The 19319-nt window shown below is 57.2% G+C and carries 19 protein-coding genes; 3 read left to right on the top strand and 16 right to left on the bottom strand.

The features are described from left to right. Positions 1-4: 4 nt before the first annotated feature. Both ABLV11_RS22740 and ABLV11_RS22735 read left to right on the top strand, forming a co-directional pair. Positions 5-424, top strand: a complete 420-nt coding sequence (locus ABLV11_RS22740; protein WP_004100290.1) for a heme-binding protein — start codon at positions 5-7, stop codon at positions 422-424. After that, entirely contained in the window at positions 421-1074 is a 654-nt protein-coding gene (locus ABLV11_RS22735; RefSeq protein ID WP_348855815.1) for an aspartate/glutamate racemase family protein, read from the top strand. The genes ABLV11_RS22740 and ABLV11_RS22735 overlap by 4 nt, the downstream gene beginning before the upstream one ends. A gap of 97 nt (positions 1075-1171) precedes the next feature. Here the strand turns inward: ABLV11_RS22735 and sucD are convergent, their stop codons facing one another. The 8 genes from sucD to sdhC all read right to left on the bottom strand — a co-directional run bounded on the left by sucD (position 1172) and on the right by sdhC (position 10965). Continuing rightward, entirely contained in the window at positions 1172-2041 is an 870-nt protein-coding gene (gene sucD / locus ABLV11_RS22730) for a succinate--CoA ligase subunit alpha (protein WP_004100288.1), read from the bottom strand. Continuing rightward, positions 2041-3207: an ADP-forming succinate--CoA ligase subunit beta gene (gene sucC, locus ABLV11_RS22725; RefSeq protein ID WP_004100286.1), complete on the bottom strand. Its 1167-nt coding sequence runs from the start codon at positions 3205-3207 to the stop codon at positions 2041-2043. The genes sucD and sucC overlap by 1 nt, the downstream gene beginning before the upstream one ends. A 103-nt stretch (positions 3208-3310) precedes the next feature. Continuing rightward, entirely contained in the window at positions 3311-4519 is a 1209-nt protein-coding gene (gene odhB, locus ABLV11_RS22720; protein WP_126488803.1) for a 2-oxoglutarate dehydrogenase complex dihydrolipoyllysine-residue succinyltransferase, read from the bottom strand. 14 nt (positions 4520-4533) lie between these two features. After that, the gene (gene sucA, locus ABLV11_RS22715; protein WP_004100282.1) at positions 4534-7341 is read right to left on the bottom strand and encodes a 2-oxoglutarate dehydrogenase E1 component; all 2808 of its coding nucleotides are present in this window, start codon (positions 7339-7341) and stop codon (positions 4534-4536) included. 380 nt (positions 7342-7721) lie between these two features. Beyond that, positions 7722-8438: a succinate dehydrogenase iron-sulfur subunit SdhB gene (gene sdhB / locus ABLV11_RS22710; protein WP_004100281.1), complete on the bottom strand. Its 717-nt coding sequence runs from the start codon at positions 8436-8438 to the stop codon at positions 7722-7724. A gap of 15 nt (positions 8439-8453) precedes the next feature. Continuing rightward, positions 8454-10220 carry a succinate dehydrogenase flavoprotein subunit gene (gene sdhA, locus ABLV11_RS22705; protein WP_004100279.1) on the bottom strand — a complete coding sequence of 589 codons (1767 nt, stop codon included), beginning with the start codon at positions 10218-10220 and terminating at the stop codon, positions 8454-8456. Beyond that, a complete protein-coding gene (gene sdhD / locus ABLV11_RS22700; RefSeq protein WP_004100278.1) occupies positions 10220-10567 on the bottom strand; it encodes a succinate dehydrogenase membrane anchor subunit in 348 nt (115 codons plus the stop codon). The genes sdhA and sdhD overlap by 1 nt, the downstream gene beginning before the upstream one ends. After that, the gene (gene sdhC / locus ABLV11_RS22695; RefSeq protein WP_004100277.1) at positions 10561-10965 is read right to left on the bottom strand and encodes a succinate dehydrogenase cytochrome b556 subunit; all 405 of its coding nucleotides are present in this window, start codon (positions 10963-10965) and stop codon (positions 10561-10563) included. Before sdhC ends, sdhD begins: the two co-directional genes overlap by 7 nt. A gap of 640 nt (positions 10966-11605) precedes the next feature. On the opposite strand from sdhC, the gene gltA reads away from it, so the two are divergent. After that, positions 11606-12889 (top strand): citrate synthase, encoded by a 1284-nt coding sequence (gene gltA, locus ABLV11_RS22690; protein ID WP_004100276.1) that lies wholly within the window; start codon positions 11606-11608, stop codon positions 12887-12889. A gap of 45 nt (positions 12890-12934) precedes the next feature. Here the strand turns inward: gltA and nei are convergent, their stop codons facing one another. The 8 genes from nei to ABLV11_RS22650 form a co-directional block, all read right to left on the bottom strand. Beyond that, a complete protein-coding gene (nei, locus tag ABLV11_RS22685; RefSeq protein WP_126488802.1) occupies positions 12935-13726 on the bottom strand; it encodes an endonuclease VIII in 792 nt (263 codons plus the stop codon). A gap of 15 nt (positions 13727-13741) precedes the next feature. Next, positions 13742-14386 carry a pyroglutamyl-peptidase I gene (gene pcp, locus ABLV11_RS22680; protein WP_023320581.1) on the bottom strand — a complete coding sequence of 215 codons (645 nt, stop codon included), beginning with the start codon at positions 14384-14386 and terminating at the stop codon, positions 13742-13744. 9 nt (positions 14387-14395) lie between these two features. Then, complete coding sequence (locus ABLV11_RS22675; RefSeq protein WP_023320580.1) at positions 14396-15391, bottom strand: DUF979 domain-containing protein; 996 nt, start codon at positions 15389-15391, stop codon at positions 14396-14398. Next, complete coding sequence (locus tag ABLV11_RS22670; RefSeq protein WP_023320579.1) at positions 15388-16113, bottom strand: DUF969 domain-containing protein; 726 nt, start codon at positions 16111-16113, stop codon at positions 15388-15390. The genes ABLV11_RS22675 and ABLV11_RS22670 overlap by 4 nt, the downstream gene beginning before the upstream one ends. Before the next feature lie 66 nt (positions 16114-16179). Beyond that, a complete protein-coding gene (gene pxpA / locus ABLV11_RS22665) occupies positions 16180-16926 on the bottom strand; it encodes a 5-oxoprolinase subunit PxpA (RefSeq protein ID WP_004100269.1) in 747 nt (248 codons plus the stop codon). After that, on the bottom strand, positions 16916-17848 hold the full coding sequence (pxpC, locus tag ABLV11_RS22660) for a 5-oxoprolinase subunit PxpC (RefSeq protein ID WP_004100268.1): 933 nt from the start codon (positions 17846-17848) through the stop codon (positions 16916-16918). The genes pxpA and pxpC overlap by 11 nt, the downstream gene beginning before the upstream one ends. After that, positions 17842-18498 carry a 5-oxoprolinase subunit PxpB gene (pxpB, locus tag ABLV11_RS22655; RefSeq protein ID WP_004100266.1) on the bottom strand — a complete coding sequence of 219 codons (657 nt, stop codon included), beginning with the start codon at positions 18496-18498 and terminating at the stop codon, positions 17842-17844. The genes pxpC and pxpB overlap by 7 nt, the downstream gene beginning before the upstream one ends. A 15-nt stretch (positions 18499-18513) precedes the next feature. Then, positions 18514-19257: a type 2 GTP cyclohydrolase I gene (locus ABLV11_RS22650; protein ID WP_004100265.1), complete on the bottom strand. Its 744-nt coding sequence runs from the start codon at positions 19255-19257 to the stop codon at positions 18514-18516. Between the last annotated feature and the right edge of the window lie 62 nt (positions 19258-19319).

Genomic DNA, 19319 nt, shown 5'->3' with positions numbered 1-19319 from the left:
CACCATGACGACTCTCACTCTGGAACAGGCTTTACGCGCCGTAGCGTTCGCGCTTGACCTCGCTGACTCCTGCTATGCAAAGCGCCCGCTAAGCGTAGCGGTGTGCGACGCCAGCGGGGAGCTGCTCAGCTTCGCGCGGATGGACAATGCCAAATTGTTAACCATTGAACTTACCCAGCGCAAGGCGCATACCAGCAGTCGCCTCGGCTGTACCACGCAGGCATTTTTACAGCGCCTGCAAAAAGAGCAGCTGGACATCAGTTACTTTGCCGATCCGCATTTTACCGCCCTGCCCGGCGGGGTCCCGCTTCTGTACGACGGTAAATGTCTCGGCGCCGTCGCGGTAGGCGGGCTATCGGCACAGGAAGATCACGACGCGGCGCTGGCCGTCGCAGAAAATTTGCTTAAGGAGATAGCCCAATGAAAAAGATCGCTATGCTGCACACCAGTTCAGCGACGCTCGCGATGATGCAGCAGCTGATTGCCGATATCATGCCGGAAGTGGAAGTCATGCATCTGGTGGAAGAATCCATGATCAAGCAGGTAATGAAGGCCGGAGGGATAACGCCGAATATTGCCGCCCGCATCGCCGACTACGTGCATATTGCCGAAAAAGCGGACTGCGATATTTTCATTACCGCCTGCTCTTCTATTGGTACGGCGGTGGAACAGTGCCAGTTTCTGACGCCGCTTCAGCTCGCCCGTATTGACAACGCGATGGTCGAAGAAGCGATTGAAAAAGGCGAGCGTATCGCCGTGCTGGCAACCGTAGCGACCACGCTAAAGCCGACGCTGGATTACGTCCAGCGCAAAGTACAGGAGAGCGGTAAGCCGCGCGCCATTACCCCCATATTAATGGAAGAGGCATTCTACGCGCTGCTGGCAGGCGATATGGATACCCATGACCGAATCGTCAGTGAAGGGCTACAAAGCGCGTTTAGCCAGGCGGATGTAGTAATGCTGGCGCAAGCCTCAATGGCCCGGGTATTGCAGCAGCTCCCTGCCCAGCCGGTACCGGTCATGACCTCACCAGAAAGCGGGATTCGCTGGCTGAAAGCGCTGGCGGAAAGCTGAGTTACAGGCAAAAAAAAGGCCATCATCAGATGGCCAACCATGTCGAAACTGGACCAGCCCTTGACCATGCAGAAAGTCAGGGCTGTTTTTTTACTTATTACTTAATGACGGTTTTCAGCGCTTCGCCGATATCGGCCAGGCTGCGAACGGTTTTCACGCCAGCGGCTTCCAGAGCGGCGAATTTTTCATCCGCCGTCCCTTTACCACCCGCAATGATGGCACCCGCGTGCCCCATACGTTTGCCTTTCGGCGCGGTCACGCCGGCGATGTAGCCGACAACCGGTTTGGTCACATGATCTTTGATGTAAGCGGCCGCTTCTTCTTCCGCGCTACCGCCGATCTCACCGATCATCACAATCGCTTCGGTCTGCGGATCTTCCTGGAACAGTTTCAGGATATCGATGAAGTTGGATCCCGGAATCGGGTCGCCGCCGATGCCCACGCAGGTGGACTGACCAAAGCCGTAGTCGGTGGTCTGCTTAACCGCTTCATAGGTCAGGGTACCGGAACGGGAAACGATGCCCACTTTACCCGGCTGGTGAATGTGGCCCGGCATGATGCCGATTTTGCATTCGCCCGGAGTGATCACGCCCGGGCAGTTCGGCCCGATCATGCGCACGCCCGCTTCGTCGAGCTTCACTTTCACGGTCAGCATATCCAGCGTCGGGATACCTTCGGTGATGGTGATAATCAGCTTAATGCCAGCATCGATAGCTTCCAGAATAGAATCTTTGCAGAACGGCGCCGGAACGTAGATGACGGATGCGGTTGCGCCGGTGGCTTCGACCGCTTCGCGAACGGTATTGAATACCGGCAGGCCCAGATGCGTGGTGCCGCCTTTGCCCGGGGTGACGCCGCCGACCATTTGCGTACCGTAAGCGATGGCTTGTTCAGAGTGGAATGTGCCCTGGCTACCGGTGAAACCCTGGCAGATAACCTTGGTGTCTTTATTAATTAAAACGGACATTATTTCCCCTCCACTGCGGCAACAACCTGCTGAGCTGCATCCGTCAGACTTTTCGCTGCAATAATATTCAGGCCGCTGTCAGCCAGTTTCTTCGCGCCCAGTTCGGCGTTGTTACCTTCCAGACGTACGACTACCGGTACGTTAACGCCCACTTCGGCAACCGCGCCGATGATGCCGTCGGCAATCAGGTCGCAGCGTACAATACCGCCGAAGATGTTAACCAGAACCGCTTTTACGTTGTCATCAGAGAGGATGATTTTGAACGCTTCAGTGACGCGCTCTTTGGTTGCGCCGCCGCCAACGTCAAGGAAGTTAGCCGGTTCGCCGCCGTGCAGCTTAACGATGTCCATGGTGCCCATCGCCAGGCCCGCGCCGTTAACCATGCAACCAATGTTGCCGTCCAGCGCGACGTAGTTCAGTTCCCACTGCGCAGCCTGCGCTTCGCGCGGATCTTCCTGCGACTGGTCGCGCATTTCGCGCAGATCCGGCTGGCGGAACAGCGCGTTGCCGTCAGCGCCCAGCTTGCCGTCGAGGCAGATCAGATCGCCCTGTTTGGTGATAACCAGCGGGTTGATCTCGATCAGCGCCAGGTCGCGCTCAAGGAAAATGGTCGCCAGGCCCATGAAAATTTTAGTGAACTGCTGAACCTGTTTACCTTCCAGACCCAGTTTAAACGCCAGTTCACGACCCTGGTAAGGCATCGGGCCCGCCAGCGGATCGAGGGCGATCTTATGGATCAGATGCGGAGTCTCTTCCGCCACTTTTTCGATTTCCACGCCGCCTTCGGTGGAGGCCATGAAGACCACGCGACGGGAGCTGCGGTCAACTACTGCGCCCAGGTATAGCTCTTTATCGATATCGGTCGCGGCTTCAACCAGAATCTGGTTAACCGGCTGGCCGTTCGCATCTGTTTGATAGGTGACGAGGCGCTTGCCCAGCCAGTGCTCAGCAAATGCGCGAATGTCTTCTTTGCTTTTTACTACCTTCACACCGCCCGCTTTACCGCGGCCACCAGCGTGAACCTGACATTTCACTACCCACGGACCCGCGCCGATTTTAGAAGCGGCTTCTTCTGCTTCACGCGGAGTAGTACAGGCATAACCCACCGGCGCCGGTAAGCCATAGCGGGCAAAAAGTTGTTTTGCCTGATATTCATGTAAGTTCATGTGTTCAGTCCATCCTTCAGGGAATAATTATCTTTAAACCTGTAGGCCTGATAACGGCGCCAGGGCGCGTTATCCGGCCTACGGTAGGTAATACTCTTGCTGACTACACGTCCAGCAGCAGACGAGTCGGGTCTTCCAGCAGCTCTTTAATCGCTACCAGGTAGCCTACCGATTCACGTCCGTCGATCAGACGGTGGTCGTAGGAGAGCGCCAGGTACATCATCGGCAGAATTTCTACCTTACCATTCACCGCCATCGGGCGATCTTTAATGGCATGCATACCCAGAATCGCGCTCTGCGGCGGGTTGATGATCGGCGTGGACATCAGTGAACCGAATACGCCGCCGTTGGTAATGGTGAAGTTACCGCCGGTCAGATCGTCTACGGTCAGCTTGCCGTCGCGGCCTTTTACTGCCAGCTCTTTAATTTTCTTCTCGATATCCGCCATGCCCAGCAGGTCGACATCGCGCAGAACCGGCGTTACCAGGCCGCGCGGCGTAGAGACCGCCATGCTGACGTCGAAGTAGTTGTGGTACACCACGTCATCGCCATCGATAGAGGCGTTCACTTCCGGGTAGCGCTTCAGCGCTTCCACTACCGCCTTCACGTAGAAGGACATAAAGCCCAGACGGATACCGTGACGTTTTTCAAACGCTTCGCCGTACTGCTTACGCAGATCCATAATCGGCTTCATGTTGACTTCGTTGAAGGTCGTCAGCATGGCGGTAGAATTTTTCGCTTCCAGCAGACGCTCGGCAACGCGCTTGCGCAGACGGGTCATCGGCACGCGTTTTTCAGAGCGATTGCCCAGCTGTGGAGCCGGAGCAGCGGCTGGCGCCTCCGCCTTCGCCGGCGCTTTCGCCAGGTGTTTCTCAACGTCTTCGCGGGTCAGACGGCCGCCAACGCCGGTGCCTTTAATGGCTGCCGCGTCGAGGCTGTGTTCCGCCAGCAGACGGCGGATTGCCGGGCTCAGCGCATCGTTATTTTGCTCTTCCAGAGAAGCCTGCTGACGCTGGGCCGGAGTCGACTCTTTAGCATCAGCTTTCGCTCCGGACTCTTTGCCCGCGCTGTTACCTTCGCGCAGGCGGCCGAGGATCTGACGGGAAAGCACGGTGGCGCCTTCGTCTTCAATCACCGCGTCCAGAATGCCATCCGCTGAAGCCGGTACTTCCAGTACCACTTTGTCAGTTTCGATTTCTACCAGCACTTCGTCACGAACAACCGCATCGCCCGGTTTTTTATGCCAGGTGGCAACCGTTGCGTCAGCTACGGACTCAGGCAGGTCGGGAACCAGAATATCTACGCTACTCATTATGTATCCTTTAATTAATCGACGTTCAGCGCGTCATTGACCAGATCTTGTTGCTGTTTCTGGTGAACGGACAGGTATCCTACCGCCGGAGAGGCGGAGGCCGGGCGGCCTGCATAACGCAGAGAGGCCCCAAACGGAATCACTTCACGGAAGTGATGCTGGCTGCAGTACCACGCGCCCTGGTTGAGCGGTTCTTCCTGGCACCAGACAAAATCATGCACGTGCGCATAAGGCTTCAGCGCTTCCTGTACCGCCTGATGCGGGAACGGATAGAGCTGCTCTATGCGAACGATAGCGACATCTTTTTGCTCGTTTTTACGACGCTGTTCCAGCAGGTCGTAGTAAACCTTACCAGAGCACAGCACAACCCGCTTCACTGCTTTCGGATCGAGCTGGTCGATTTCACCGATCGCCGGCTGGAAAGTGCCGTTAGCCAGTTCGTCCATGCTTGATACCGCCAGCGGGTGACGCAGCAGCGATTTCGGCGACATCACGATCAGCGGACGACGCATACCGCGCAGCGCTTGGCGACGAAGCATATGGTAAACCTGCGCCGGGGTGGACGGTACGCAAACCTGCATATTCTGCTCAGCGCAGAGCTGCAGATAGCGCTCCAGACGCGCGGAGGAGTGCTCCGGACCCTGGCCTTCGTAGCCGTGCGGCAGCAGCATCACCAAGCCGCACATACGGCCCCATTTCTGCTCGCCGGAGCTGATGAACTGGTCGATGACCACCTGCGCGCCGTTGGCGAAGTCGCCGAACTGCGCTTCCCAGATGGTCAGGGTGCGCGGCTCAGCGGTGGCGTAGCCGTATTCAAACGCCAGCACTGCTTCTTCCGACAGCACGGAGTCCCAGACTTTAAAATGGCCCTGGCCGTTGTGCACGTGCTGCAGCGGCGTATAGGTTGAGCCATTTTTCTGGTTGTGAATCACCGCATGGCGGTGGAAGAAGGTTCCGCGCCCGGAGTCTTCGCCGGACAGACGCACCGAAATGCCTTCATCGACCAGCGTGGCGTAGGCGAGGTTTTCCGCGCCGCCCCAGTCAAACATCTTCTCGCCGGCGGCCATAAGCTGACGATCGCCGTAGATTTTCGCCACGCGCGACTGCATTTCAACGGCTTCCGGTACCGTACTGATGCGTTTTGCCAGCTCCTGCAGACGCTTAGGTTCAACTTTGTCCGGATAGCTCTCATCCCACTCGTGGTTGAGGTACGGAGACCAGGTAAAGGAGTGCATATTCATCGGACGCCACTCCTTCACCACGCATTCGCCGGCATCCAGCGCGTCACGGTAGAGGTTAACCTGCTCAGTGGCGTCTTCCAGCGTCGCGACGTTATCCGCTTCCAGCTTGTCAGCGTAGATTTTGCGCGGGGTCGGATGCTTTTTGATTTTCTGATACATCAGCGGCTGGGTTGCGCTCGGCTCGTCGGCTTCGTTGTGGCCGTGACGGCGGTAGCACACCAGGTCGATGAAGACATCGCGTTTAAAGGTGTTACGGAAGTCCAGCGCCAGGCGAGTCACGAAAGCGACCGCTTCCGGATCGTCGGCATTCACGTGGAAAATAGGCGCCTGGACCATTTTACCAATATCGGTACAGTACGGGGTAGAACGCGCATCCAGCGGGTTGGAAGTGGTGAAACCCACCTGGTTGTTGATAACGATGCGTACGGTACCGCCGACTTCGTAACCGCGCGCTTTGGACATGTTCAGGGTTTCCTGAACCACGCCCTGGCCGGTTACCGCGGCGTCGCCGTGAATGGTGATCGGCAGAACTTTGTTGCTGCTCGGTTCGTCGAGACGATCGAGACGAGCGCGGACGGAGCCGATAACCACCGGGCTGACGATTTCCAGATGCGACGGGTTAAACGCCAGCGCCAGGTGCACCAGGCCGCCTTCGGTTTCCATATCGGAAGAGAAGCCCATGTGGTACTTCACGTCACCGGTGCCGAGGTGTTCTTTATGTTTACCGGCGAACTCGTCGAACAGGTCCTGCGGTTTTTTACCCAGCACGTTGACCAGCACGTTCAGACGTCCGCGGTGCGCCATACCCAGCACCACTTCGCGGGTGCCGCTCTTACCCGCGTGGCGGATAATCTCTTTCAGCATCGGGATCAGCGCGTCGCCGCCTTCCAGCGAGAAGCGTTTAGCGCCCGGGAATTTCGCGCCGAGGTAGCGCTCCAGGCCTTCCGCCGCGGTCAATTCGCTGAGGAAGCGTTTTTTCTCTTCGGCGCTAAAGTTCGCTTTGCCTGCTACCGACTCAATGCGCTGCTGGATCCAGCGTTTTTCTTCGGTGGAGGTAATATGCATATATTCCGCGCCGATGGAGCCGCAGTAGGTCTGCTTAAGGGCGGAGATCAGATCGCCCAGCTTCATCGTATCTTTGCCGATGGCGAAAGAACCTACGTTATAGATCTCCTGGAAATCGGCCTCGGTCAGATCGTGGTAAGCCGGATCGAGATCCGCCACTCTCTCTTGCTGCCACAGTCCCAGCGGATCGAGATTCGCATGCTGGTGACCACGGAAGCGGTATGCGTTGATGAGCTGCAGGACTTTAACCTGCTTCACATTGGTGTCAGGGTCGGAAATCGAAGAAGTGTAACGCGAGGCATCCTTCGCCAGGCGGCGGAAATAATCACGCGTTTTGGAATGAAATTGATCCGGTTTGACTCCGGTGCCAGGTAACTGCTGGAACATAGAACGCCAGTTGGCGTCAACAGAGTCAGGATCGGTTAAGAAGTCTTCATAGAGCTGTTCTATCCAGCTCTGGTTCGAACCAGAGAGGTAAGAAGAGTCCAGCCAGGCTTTCATTGCGCCGTTCTGCATCGTGATCCCTTAAGCATTTATATGCTTATTTCGCCGTAGAAACTACCACGCACAGAAGTTGTACGTGCCGGGGTTCACTTGTTGCGGAGGAGTTGTGGTTTCGTCCGCTAAGGAACCTTTAAAAACTGCCATTAATCTTCGGCGTTCAGGCTGCGGTTGCGTTAGCTGCCTTCACTTACCCCGGTCACATAGTTCACTATGCTCCCGGGGATGCGTTCAGTTGCCGCCTTACCTCGCTCTGAACGCCTTGATTACTGGTACATATTTGGCGGTTTTTAAAGATTTCCTGCTATATCCCCCGGCGGCGCGAACGCTTGCCGGGGCTACTGCTTCGGATTGCCCGGATACGCGGTAGCGCCATCCGGGACAGACCGGGTTACTTACGCACTGCGCTGCAGCAGCATCGACTTAATATGGCCGATGGCGCGCGTCGGGTTCAGCCCCTTAGGACACACACTGACGCAGTTCATAATGCTGTGACAGCGGAATACGCTGAAAGCATCGCTCAGCCCTTCGAGGCGATCGCTGGTTTCGGTATCGCGGCTGTCGATCAGGAAGCGATACGCGGCCAGCAGGCCAGCCGGGCCGATAAACTTGTCCGGGTTCCACCAGAACGACGGGCAAGAAGTCGAACAACATGCGCAGAGAATACACTCGTACAAACCATCGAGTTTCTCACGCTGCTCTGGCGTCTGCAGATGCTCACGAGCCGGAGGATTTTGCCCATTATTCAATAAGTAAGGCTTAATCTTCTCATATTGTGCATAGAATTGCCCCATGTCTACCACCAAATCACGGATAACCGGTAATCCTGGCAGCGGACGGATAACAATTTTCTTACCCGGCTGATTCAGCGCGGAGATCGGCGTGATGCACGCCAGACCATTTTTACCGTTCATGTTCAGACCGTCGGAACCGCATACCCCTTCACGACAGGAGCGACGGAACGACAGCGACGGATCTTTCTCTTTCAGCTGGATTAACGCATCCAGCAGCATCATGTCACGACCCTCTTCCGCTTCCAGGGTGTAATCCTGCATACGCGGAGCATCGTCTACGTCCGGGTTATAACGATAAACTGAAAACTCGAGTTTCATATTCCTGTCTCCGCATTAATAAGTACGAATCTTCGGCGGGAATGCCGGACGCAGTTTCGGTTCCATATTGACGCTACGACGCGTCATGGATTCCGACTCTGGCAGATACAGGGAATGGCACAGCCAGTTTTCATCATCACGATCCGGGAAGTCGAAGCGGCTATGCGCGCCGCGGCTTTCGGTACGATAATTTGCAGACATTGCGGTGGCGTAAGCGGTTTCCATCAGGTTATCCAGCTCCAGGCACTCAACGCGCTGGGTGTTGAACTCGCTGGAAGTATCATCCAGACGGGCGTTTTTCAGGCGCTCGCGGATGGCTTTCAGCTGCTCAAGGCCCTTCGCCATCGCATCCCCTTCGCGGAATACCGAGAAGTTATGCTGCATACACTCTTGCAGCGCTTTGCGGATTTCGACCGGATCTTCGCCATTCCGGTTGCCGTTCCAGCGGTTCAGACGTTCCAGAGAAGCGTCGATCTCGTCATCCGTCGCATCGCGCAGTACGCCCTGCTCGGCGATAGACTCTTGCAGATGCAGACCTACCGCGCGGCCAAAGACCACCAGGTCAAGCAGCGAGTTGCCACCCAGACGGTTTGCGCCGTGTACCGATACGCAGGCGATTTCGCCTACCGCAAACAGCCCCGGAATCACCACGTCTTCGCCCTGCTCGTTGACGGTCAGCGCCTGGCCGCTCACTTTGGTCGGAATACCGCCCATCATATAGTGGCAGGTTGGAATGACCGGAATCGGCTCTTTCACCGGGTCGACGTGGGCAAAGGTACGGGAGAGTTCCAGAATACCCGGCAGGCGGGACTCAAGCACTTCTTTACCGAGGTGATCGAGTTTCAGCTTGGCGTGCGGGCCCCACGGACCGTCACAGCCGCGACCTTCACGGATTTCGATCATGATGGAACGCGCCACCACGTCGCGACCCGCCAGGTCTTTCGCGTTCGGCGCATAACGCTCCATAAAGCGCTCGCCGTGTTTATTCAGCAGATAGCCGCCTTCGCCGCGGCAGCCTTCGGTCACCAGAACCCCCGCCCCGGCAATACCGGTCGGGTGGAACTGCCACATTTCCATATCCTGTACCGGAACGCCGGCGCGGATCGCCATGCCAACGCCGTCGCCGGTATTGATATGCGCATTGGTGGTGGACTGATAAATACGGCCGGCGCCGCCGGTCGCCAGCACGGTGGCGCGGGCTTTGAAGTAAACCACTTCACCGGTCTCGATGCACAGGGCGGTACAGCCGACCACCGCGCCATCGGCGTTTTTCACCAGATCCAGCGCGTACCACTCGGAGAAAATCGTGGTGTGATTTTTCAGGTTCTGCTGATAGAGAGTATGTAGCAGGGCGTGACCGGTACGGTCAGCCGCCGCAGCGGTACGTGCCGCCTGCTCGCCGCCGAAGTTTTTCGACTGGCCGCCGAACGGGCGCTGATAAATCGTGCCGTTATCGAGACGCGAGAACGGCAGACCCATATGGTCCAGCTCCAGAATCGCTTCCGGGCCGGTTTTACACATATATTCGATGGCATCCTGATCGCCAATGTAGTCCGACCCCTTAACGGTGTCGTACATGTGCCATTCCCAGTTATCTTCATGGGTATTACCGAGCGCGACGGTGATACCGCCCTGTGCGGAAACGGTATGGGAACGGGTCGGGAAAACTTTGGAGAGCAGCGCACAGCTTTGGCCGCTCTGGGAAATCTGCAGCGCCGCGCGCATACCTGCGCCACCGGCACCAATCACAACTGCATCAAATTCTCTGACAGGCAATTTCATTACACACCCCACACCACAACAAATCCATAAAGAACGTAAGCCACCAGCGCAACAACGATCAGCAGTTGCAGAATTAAGCGCACGGCCAGTGGTTTAACGTAGTCCGTTAACACCTGCCACATGCCGATCCAGGCGTGGATCAGAATGGAAACGAGAGCCAGCAGGGTGAAGACTTTAGTGAACGCGGAGGAGAAAAAGCCCGTCCAGACTTCCCATGAAATTTCACCTGTGGTGGCAAAGAAGCCAACCATATAGATGATGTAGAGGGTCAGAACGATAGCGGTAGCACGGACCAGAATAAAGTCATGTACGCCGTTGCGTCCTAGTGCTGAGGCGTTGCTTACCATACGAGGACTCCTGCGAGAAGTGAAAGCACGACAGTAATAACAAAAGAAATTTTGGCGGAGCGTGTCCCTGATTCGAGAGTTTCTGCAAGATAGCCAAAATCCATCAGCAGATGGCGGATACCGACCACCGCGTGATACGCCAGCGCGGTCAGGATGCCCCACATGATGAATTTCACAAAGAAGCTATCCATAATAGATGCCGCTGTGAGGAAACCTTCGGGAGAGGAAAGGCTGGTGCCCAGCAGCCAAAGCAGAATCCCGATCGCCACGAAGGTGATCACTCCGGATACGCGATGGAGAATGGACGCTATCGCCGTGATTGGGAACCGGATCGTTTGCAGATCCAGATTGACAGGTCTTTGTTTTTTCACATTTCTTACCATGAATAACGCCCACATGCTGTTCTTATTGTTTCCTTCCTCCGGTCTGCTTGCGGGTCAGACAGCGTCCTTATCTATAACTAAAAGTCATGTTAAAACGCCTTTCCAGGAGTTAAAGCGTGACAAAATAACGCTGGGTGGCTCGGGATTGCAGGGTGTTCCGGAGACCTGGCGGCAGTATAGGCCGTTCACAAAATCATTACAATTAACCTACATATAGTTTGTCGGGTTTTCTCCCGAACAGTGATCTATGTCACGATAACAACATATTTTTAATTTTTAATCATCTGATTTGACAAATATTAAACATTATTGTTACAACCATTACCAGATAAATGCAATAATACGCAAAAGTTATGGGGTCACTCTTTTACCTGAGAATAAGTTATGCAACAGTGAGAGAGTATTGACCGATGTAATCAGGACAGTTATTAGTGGTATATAGTTTTATAATATTCGGGCTGCTAAAACGCTGATTTGCTGCTGTTTCATCGTAGGCTGAAGACGTACCATCAAGCGCCCTTGCTCTGTACCCTGCCCCTTTCGCGACGCAGAGCGATGTGCAACATAACAAACTGGTAACGTCATCTGCTACGGGCCGAATGCAAATCCACCACCCCGGCAGTCTTAAGCAATAAAGGCGCTAAGGAGACCATAAATGTCTGATGCTAAAGCAAAAATCACCCTGGGTGGTGATACTGCTATTGAACTGGATGTGCTAAAGGGCACTCTCGGTCAGGATGTTATTGATATTCGTAGTCTTGGTTCAAAAGGCGTATTTACTTTTGACCCTGGTTTCACCTCAACCGCATCCTGCGAATCTAAAATCACCTTTATCGACGGTGATGAAGGTATCCTGCTGCACCGCGGTTTCCCGATCGATCAGTTAGCAACCGACTCTAACTATCTGGAAGTATGCTACATCCTGTTAAACGGTGAGAAACCGACCCAGGCACAGTACGACGAATTTAAAACCATCGTGACGCGCCACACCATGATTCACGAGCAGATCACTCGTCTGTTCCACGCGTTCCGCCGCGATTCTCATCCGATGGCCGTAATGTGCGGTATTACCGGCGCTCTGGCTGCGTTCTATCACGATTCGCTGGATGTAAATAACCCACGCCACCGCGATATCGCCGCATTCCGTCTGCTCTCCAAGATGCCGACGATGGCGGCAATGTGTTACAAATATTCCATCGGCCAGCCTTTCGTTTATCCGCGCAACGACCTCTCCTACGCGGGTAACTTCCTGAATATGATGTTCTCCACGCCGTGTGAAAAATATGAAGTGAACCCGATTCTGGAACGCGCAATGGACCGTATTCTGATCCTGCACGCCGACCACGAACAGAACGCTTCCACCTCCACCGTGCGGACTGCCGGCTCTTCCGGCGCCAACCCGTTCGCCTGCATCGCTGCAGGCATTGCTTCCCTGTGGGGACCGGCACACGGCGGCGCCAACGAAGCGGCGCTGAAGATGCTCGAAGAGATCAGCTCCGTTGAACACATTCCGGAATTCGTCCGTCGCGCGAAAGACAAAAACGACTCTTTCCGCCTGATGGGCTTTGGCCACCGCGTGTACAAAAACTATGACCCGCGCGCCACCGTGATGCGTGAAACCTGTCATGAAGTGCTGAAAGAACTGGGAACGAAGGACGATCTGCTGGAAGTGGCCATGGAGCTTGAGCACATTGCGCTCAACGATCCGTACTTCATCGAGAAGAAACTCTACCCGAACGTCGATTTCTATTCCGGTATCATCCTCAAAGCGATGGGCATTCCGTCTTCGATGTTTACCGTTATCTTCGCGATGGCGCGTACCGTGGGCTGGATTGCGCACTGGAACGAAATGCACAGCGACGGCATGAAAATCGCCCGCCCGCGTCAGCTCTATACCGGCTACGAAAAACGCGACTTCAAGAACGATATCGCCCGCTAAGTCAGCTTTCGCAGCGACAAAAAACGCGCCTGAAGGCGCGTTTTTTTATTGCTGGCAGCCCGGGCACCAGTAAAACGGCCGCGACGATAGCATGGTCCTCTCGATAATCCCGCCGCAGCGCTCGCAGACCTCACCCTGGCGATGAAAAACCTTAAAGCGAAACAGCGCGCCGTGGTGCTTATTGTCGTCCACCAGACCGCGCGTGTTATAGGACAAACGCGGGAGCTCCAGCAGCGCATGGGCCAGCGCATCGAGCTGCTTTTCATCCAGTTCAGAGGCTTTATGACGACCGGTTAGCCCGACCTGCCAGAGGATCTCCACGCGCAGATAGTTGCCCAATCCGGCAAGAAACGCCTGATCCAGCAGCAGTCCGGAGAACTGGCGGTTGCGGAATTTCGCCGACAGCAGCCGCTCTTTAACCTGTTCAACGCTAAGGCTCATATCGAGCACATCCGGTCCGACCCGCAGCAAAAATGGGTGTCGGGCGAGCTGCTCGGGCGTCAGCATTTCAATATCGGAGGCGCTGTAGAGCAAAATCGCTCTAAGCGCCGTCTGCAGCCGAACGCGCAACACGCGCGTGGTTTCTGGCTGCGCCCCCGCATCCACCACTCGCCAGACGCCATACAGCTGGTTGTGGCTATACAGCGTTAATCCGCCGGAGAAATGGGTCAACAGCGCCTTACCGCGTGTTTCAATGCGCGTCACTCGCTGGCCGACAAGCTGAGATTGGTAATGTTGTAACTGCGGGAAGGCGAACCACGCCTCAGTCAGGGGTTCGCCTTTAATCGCCGCTTCCAGGCTATCCGCCGCACGGCGAATTTCCGGACCTTCCGGCATAATAATATCCTTGTGTTAATGCGTTGCGCCGCCGCCGATTTTTACGTCGCCATCCTGCTGCAGGGCAACGGCGATAGCCGTTTCCAGCGCCGCACGCACCGTCTCTACCGCCATACTGGCGGCCCCGGGGTGAGCCGCGGCCTGCTCAGGCAAATACGGAATATGGATAAACCCGCCCTTCACGCCGCTGCTGTTATGCAGGCTATGCAGCAGACCGTACATCACGTGATTACAGACAAACGTCCCCGCCGTCTGCGATACCGACGCCGGGATCCCCTTGCTGCGCAGCGCGGCAACGATCGCTTTGATCGGCAGCGTGCTAAAGTACGCCGCCGGACCGTCAGCCACGATCGGTACGTCAATGGGCTGCAGACCTTTATTGTCCGGGATCCGCGCATCATCGACGTTGATCGCTACCCTTTCAACGGTGATGTCGACACGACCGCCCGCCTGGCCAATCGCCAGGATCAGGCGCGGCTGCAGCTCATCCAGCGCGGTGTTCAGCGCCATCAGGGCATCGCCGAAGACGCAGGGCAGCTGCCGCGCCACCACCGGTTGCCCGGCAATGATAGCGCCATCCAGCTGCTTTACCACTTCCCACGAAGGGTTAACCGCTTCACCGCCGAACGGTTCAAAACCGGTAATCAATACGCCAGCCATCATCCCTCCTTACAGGAACATCAGGAAATAGAGCAAAAATACGTTCACGATAAGCAACATAATGCCGGTCGGCACCTGGGCTTTGATCACCGCGTTTTTGTCCGGCAGCTCCAGCAGCGCGGCCGGGACGATATTGAAGTTCGCCGCCATAGGCGTCATCAGCGTTCCACAGTAGCCGGAGAACATGCCAATTGCCGCCATCACCGCCGGGTTACCGCCGTGCTGCAGCACCAGAATCGGGATCCCGACCCCTGCCGTCACGATGGGGAAAGCGGCAAACGCGTTGCCCATCACCATCGTCAGCAGCGCCATACCAAGGGTATAGACGGCGACGGCGATAAACCGGCTGTCCACCGCCAGATAGTGCTGCGTCAGCCAGGAGATGCTGTTGCCGACGCCCGCGGCGGTAAACAGCAGCCCAAGAACCGCCAGAATTTGCGGCAAAATAAACGCCCAGCCCACAGAATCCAGCAGACGGCGAGCTTCCTGTAACGGCTGAACCGCCGTTTCATGGGTCATGCGGATAGCCATCACCAGACCAATCAACGTGCCCGCGGTCATTGAAAACAGCGTAATCAGCGTGGCGTGATTGCCCGGGCCAAAAATGACGACCTGCAGCGAGGGCAAATTATTAAACAGCAGGACGCCGATCACCGTCACTACCGGGATCGCCAGCGCCGGGAAAAACAGCCGATTGCCGAGGCGCGCGGCGCTGGCGCTGCGTTCTTCCTGCGAGCGCTGGTGATAACGACCGAGACGCACGCCGCCAAATCCGGCGATCAGCGCCAGCACCACGACCACCACGCCAACGCCGATATTGACGAGGCGCTTGTCGCCGACCAGCGCATAGGTCCAGTCGCCGAACAGAAAGACCACGCCGTACAGACCCCAGAACAGACCGGTTGTCAGCCTGCGCGGATTAGCCTTATCGCGCCATGACATCACCGCCACCACCAGCAGAACGACGCCCGCCAGCCAGTACAGCCAGGTTTGCTGAAAATTCATGCGGCACCGCCTTTCGCCTGTCCGGCGTTAACCTTGTCCAGCTCGCGCTGGAGATGACGGTCGAGGCGCCACAGGCGGGCAGAGTGGATCAGGAAGGCGCATACCGCCGTTGGGATCCCCCACAGGGCAATATGCAGCGGCTCAGTCTGAATGCCCCCCGACTCCAGCATAAAGTTATGCATAAAGATAATCGCCCCGAAGGCAACGAAAATATCTTCGCCGAAGAACAGGCCCACGTTGTCGGTGGCCGCCGACATCGCGCGCAGGCGATAGCGGACATTTCCCGGCAAGGCGCCAAAGTTTTTTTCCGCCGCCCCTTCCGCCATCGGCGCCAGAAGCGGGCGCACCATCTGCGGATGACCGCCCAGGCTGGTAAGGCCCATCGCCGCGGTCACTTCACGCACAAAAAGATAGACGATTAGCAGACGACCAGCGGTGGCGCTGCGGATTTTCGCGATCCACGTCTGCGCGCGCTCTTTCAGACCGTGCCGCTCCAGCAGGCCAATCACCGCCAGCGGCAACAGAAGAATAAACGGCAGATTGCGGGTATTGAGAAATCCTTCACCCAGCTTCTCCAGAATGGTCGCGATCGGCATATGCGCCGTCAGACCCGTGATGATCCCGGAAACAATAACCACCAGCACCGGGTTAAAACGCAGAACAAATCCGACCACGATCGCGGCAATGCCGATCAGCGGCCAGAGAGATAATGACTCTCCCATAATTACATCCTGTATGTTGTTGTGAAGTGTTGTTTGTTGTTAATTTATTGATTAATAATATTATTTTTATTCTTCTGCTTCCGCGCTCACCTGAATGTTACGTCCGGCGAACGCCGCGCGCAGGCGACGCGCAAAATCCAGCGCATGCTCGCCGTCGCCGTGCAGACAAACGGTTTCCGCCACCACGTGCGCCCATTCGCCGGTGATGCTGCGTACCCGGCTGTGCTGCACCATTTCCAGAGTTTGCGCCAGCGACTGCTCTTCACTCTCGATCAATGCCCCAGGCTGGGTGCGCGGCACCAGGCTACCGTCCGCCAGATAGCCGCGGTCGGCGAAGACCTCCTGGCGGGTGGTCAGCTGATAACGCTGCCCGGCGCGAATCAGCTCGCTGCCCGCCAGGCCCACCAGCACCAGACCGGCGTCAACGTCATATACCGCTTTGGCGATAGCGTCAGCAAGCTGCGGATCTTTTGCCGCCTGGTTATAGAGCATGCCGTGCGGTTTGACGTGCTGTAGTTCGCCGCCCTGCGCGCGCACCAGCGCCGCCAGCGCGCCCACCTGATACAGCGTTTGCGCATAAACCGTCTCCGGCGGCAGCTGCATCGCCGTGCGGCCAAAATTTTCCCGGTCAGGAAAGCTGGGGTGCGCGCCCACCGCGACGCCATATTTCAGCGCTTCGCGCACGCACTGCAGCATCATCACCGCATCGCCCGCATGGAAACCGCAGGCGATATTGGCGGAAGAGACCAGCTGCAGTAGCGCGCTATCGTTGGCGCAGCCTTCGCCAAGGTCGGCGTTTAAATCAATCTTCATCGTTCAGTCTCCATGCCAGTTGTTCAAAATAACGTTGCCGGTCGGCGCGCGCCTTCAGCGCCTCCTCCAGAGAGCAGGGAACAAAGTGGATCGGCTGCCCCAGCGGGATTTGCGCCAGCTGATACATATCGGCCTCGATAATCGTCGCGATGCGCGGGTAACCGCCGGTGGTCTGGGCATCGTTCATCAGTACGATAGGTTGACCGTTATGCGGAACCTGCACCACGCCAGGCAGCAGACCGTGCGAAAGCATCTCGCGATCGGTCGTCCGCTTCAGCGGTTGCCCCTGCAGACGATAGCCCATGCGGTTGCTCTGCGGGCTAAGCTGCCACGGCGAGCGCCAGAAGGTGTCCTGCGACACGCTGTCAAACTCCTGATACTCGGGGCCGGGCAGCGCGCGGATGCGGTTGCCGATGGGCAGTTGCTTCACCCCGCGCGGCCCGCGGAACTGCTTATCCGATTTCCCCAGCTTCAGTCGGTCTCCATCCTGCAAACGTCGACCTTCCAGACCGCCAATACCCACTTTCAGATCGGTACTGCGCGAGCCCAGCACCTTCGGCACCGCGATACCGCCCGCCACTGCCAGATAGCTGCGCACGCCGTGCTGTGGATTCTTGAGCACCAGACGCTGCCCGGCCTTGACCGCCGTCCGCCAGCCCACCCACACCGGCTCGCCGTCAAGCTTCGCCTCGCAGGCGGCGCCGGTGAGCGCGAACCAGCCGCTGCGTTCAAATTGAATATCCACCTGGCCCAGCGTGATCTCCAGCGCCGCGGCATTGGCCCCGTTGCCCACCAGCAGATTCGCGGTAACCAGCGCCGGTTTATCCATCGCACCGCAGCGGCTGATGCCCAGCTGACGCAGACCTTCACGCCCGCCGTCCTGCACCGAGGTATACATCCCGGCACGGATGATTTTTAACATACGCCCTCCTTTTGCGGGACGAAACGCACTCTGTCGCCGGAGCGCAGCAGCACCGGCTCCTTGCGCTTCGGATCAAATAGCGCCAGCGGCGTTCGGCCCAGCAGCTGCCAACCTCCCGGCGTCGCCAGCGGATAAATCCCGGTCTGCGCTCCGCCGATCCCTACCGAACCCGCCGGCACCAGCAGGCGCGGTTCCGCCCGCCGCGGCATCGCCAGGCGCTCTGGCAGGCCGCCGAAGTACGGGAACCCCGGCTGGAAGCCGAGGAACCACACCACGTACTCCACCGATGAATGCAGCTCCACCACCTGCTTTTCGCTCAGTCCGCTGTGGCGAGCCACTTCCCCCAAATCCGGACCGCCTTCGCCGCCGTAAACGACCGGCACCAGAATCTCCCGCGATTCCGGTTCGAGCGTATCGCACTCCTCCCACCAGATTTGCAGGCGCTCGATCGCGTCCCACGCCGTCTGCTGGGGATTTCGCAGTATCACGGTAATGTTGTTCATACCCGGAACGGCTTCCACCACCTCGGTATGACCAACCAGCCGTTGGGCTAATCGCCAGATCCGCTTCTGACTCTCCAGCGTCACCGGAGGTTCAAGCTCCAGTACGACTGCCGTTTCACCTAATAGATAACAACGCGCTCGCTGCACTTTTACCTCCGTTCATCAGGCCGGGTTCGGGATATCAATAAAGGTGACATCCAGCTCGGTATTTTCCGTCAGCCATTCGCTTAACGCGCGAATTCCGCCACGCTCGGTGGCATGATGTCCGGCGGCGTAAAAATGCAGCCCCTGCTCGCGCGCCGAATGGATGGTTTGCTCTGAAACTTCGCCGGTAATAAATGCATCAACGCCAAAGCGGGCTGCGCTGTCGATAAAGCTCTGGCCGCCGCCGGTACACCACGCCACGCGGGCCACTTTGTCCGGCCCGGTGTCGCCGCACCACAGCGGTTTGCGCCCCAGCCGCGCTTCAATCCACGACGCCAGTTCCAGGCCCGAGACCGCCATCGACAGTTCGCCCCACGGCACCAGCGGTTCAATTTCGCCCATCACGTTAATGCCGAGCAGCGACGCCAGCTGGGCGTTATTGCCCAGCTCCGGATGGGCATCAAGCGGCAGATGCCAGCCGTAAAGGTTGATGTCGTTAGCCAGCAGCGTTTTGAGGCGATTACGCTTCATGCCGCGAATAATCGGCGACTCGCCTTTCCAGAAGTAGCCGTGGTGGACGATGACCGCATCCGCCTCAAGACGGACGGCCTCATCAAGCAGCGCCTGGCTGGCGGTTACGCCGGTGACGATTTTCCGAACCGTCTCGCGACCTTCCACCTGGAGCCCATTGGGTGCGTAATCACTGATGGCCGCGCTATTGAGTTTTTCATTAATCAGTTGTTCCAGTTCACTATTTTTCATTGCCGTTCCACCAGGTCATCGTTTTATGCAGAGGAATAACATAACGGTATCCGCCCAATCAG

It is taken from the genome of Klebsiella sp. GW_Kp181 (assembly GCF_040062315.1).
Taxonomy (GTDB): domain Bacteria; phylum Pseudomonadota; class Gammaproteobacteria; order Enterobacterales; family Enterobacteriaceae; genus Klebsiella; species Klebsiella oxytoca.
The sequence above is the reverse complement of the archived record's forward strand: the minus strand, read 5'-3'. Positions and strand labels throughout refer to the sequence as shown.

Coding starts and splice junctions, on each gene's coding strand:
- ABLV11_RS22740 (WP_004100290.1), top strand. CDS start 5: ATGACGACTCTCACTCTGGAACAGGCTTTACGCGCCGTAGCGTTCGCG.
- ABLV11_RS22735 (WP_348855815.1), top strand. CDS start 421: ATGAAAAAGATCGCTATGCTGCACACCAGTTCAGCGACGCTCGCGATG.
- sucD (WP_004100288.1), bottom strand. CDS start 2,041: ATGTCCGTTTTAATTAATAAAGACACCAAGGTTATCTGCCAGGGTTTC.
- sucC (WP_004100286.1), bottom strand. CDS start 3,207: ATGAACTTACATGAATATCAGGCAAAACAACTTTTTGCCCGCTATGGC.
- odhB (WP_126488803.1), bottom strand. CDS start 4,519: ATGAGTAGCGTAGATATTCTGGTTCCCGACCTGCCTGAGTCCGTAGCT.
- sucA (WP_004100282.1), bottom strand. CDS start 7,341: ATGCAGAACGGCGCAATGAAAGCCTGGCTGGACTCTTCTTACCTCTCT.
- sdhB (WP_004100281.1), bottom strand. CDS start 8,438: ATGAAACTCGAGTTTTCAGTTTATCGTTATAACCCGGACGTAGACGAT.
- sdhA (WP_004100279.1), bottom strand. CDS start 10,220: ATGAAATTGCCTGTCAGAGAATTTGATGCAGTTGTGATTGGTGCCGGT.
- sdhD (WP_004100278.1), bottom strand. CDS start 10,567: ATGGTAAGCAACGCCTCAGCACTAGGACGCAACGGCGTACATGACTTT.
- sdhC (WP_004100277.1), bottom strand. CDS start 10,965: ATGTGGGCGTTATTCATGGTAAGAAATGTGAAAAAACAAAGACCTGTC.
- gltA (WP_004100276.1), top strand. CDS start 11,606: ATGTCTGATGCTAAAGCAAAAATCACCCTGGGTGGTGATACTGCTATT.
- nei (WP_126488802.1), bottom strand. CDS start 13,726: ATGCCGGAAGGTCCGGAAATTCGCCGTGCGGCGGATAGCCTGGAAGCG.
- pcp (WP_023320581.1), bottom strand. CDS start 14,386: ATGGCTGGCGTATTGATTACCGGTTTTGAACCGTTCGGCGGTGAAGCG.
- ABLV11_RS22675 (WP_023320580.1), bottom strand. CDS start 15,391: ATGAATTTTCAGCAAACCTGGCTGTACTGGCTGGCGGGCGTCGTTCTG.
- ABLV11_RS22670 (WP_023320579.1), bottom strand. CDS start 16,113: ATGGGAGAGTCATTATCTCTCTGGCCGCTGATCGGCATTGCCGCGATC.
- pxpA (WP_004100269.1), bottom strand. CDS start 16,926: ATGAAGATTGATTTAAACGCCGACCTTGGCGAAGGCTGCGCCAACGAT.
- pxpC (WP_004100268.1), bottom strand. CDS start 17,848: ATGTTAAAAATCATCCGTGCCGGGATGTATACCTCGGTGCAGGACGGC.
- ABLV11_RS22650 (WP_004100265.1), bottom strand. CDS start 19,257: ATGAAAAATAGTGAACTGGAACAACTGATTAATGAAAAACTCAATAGC.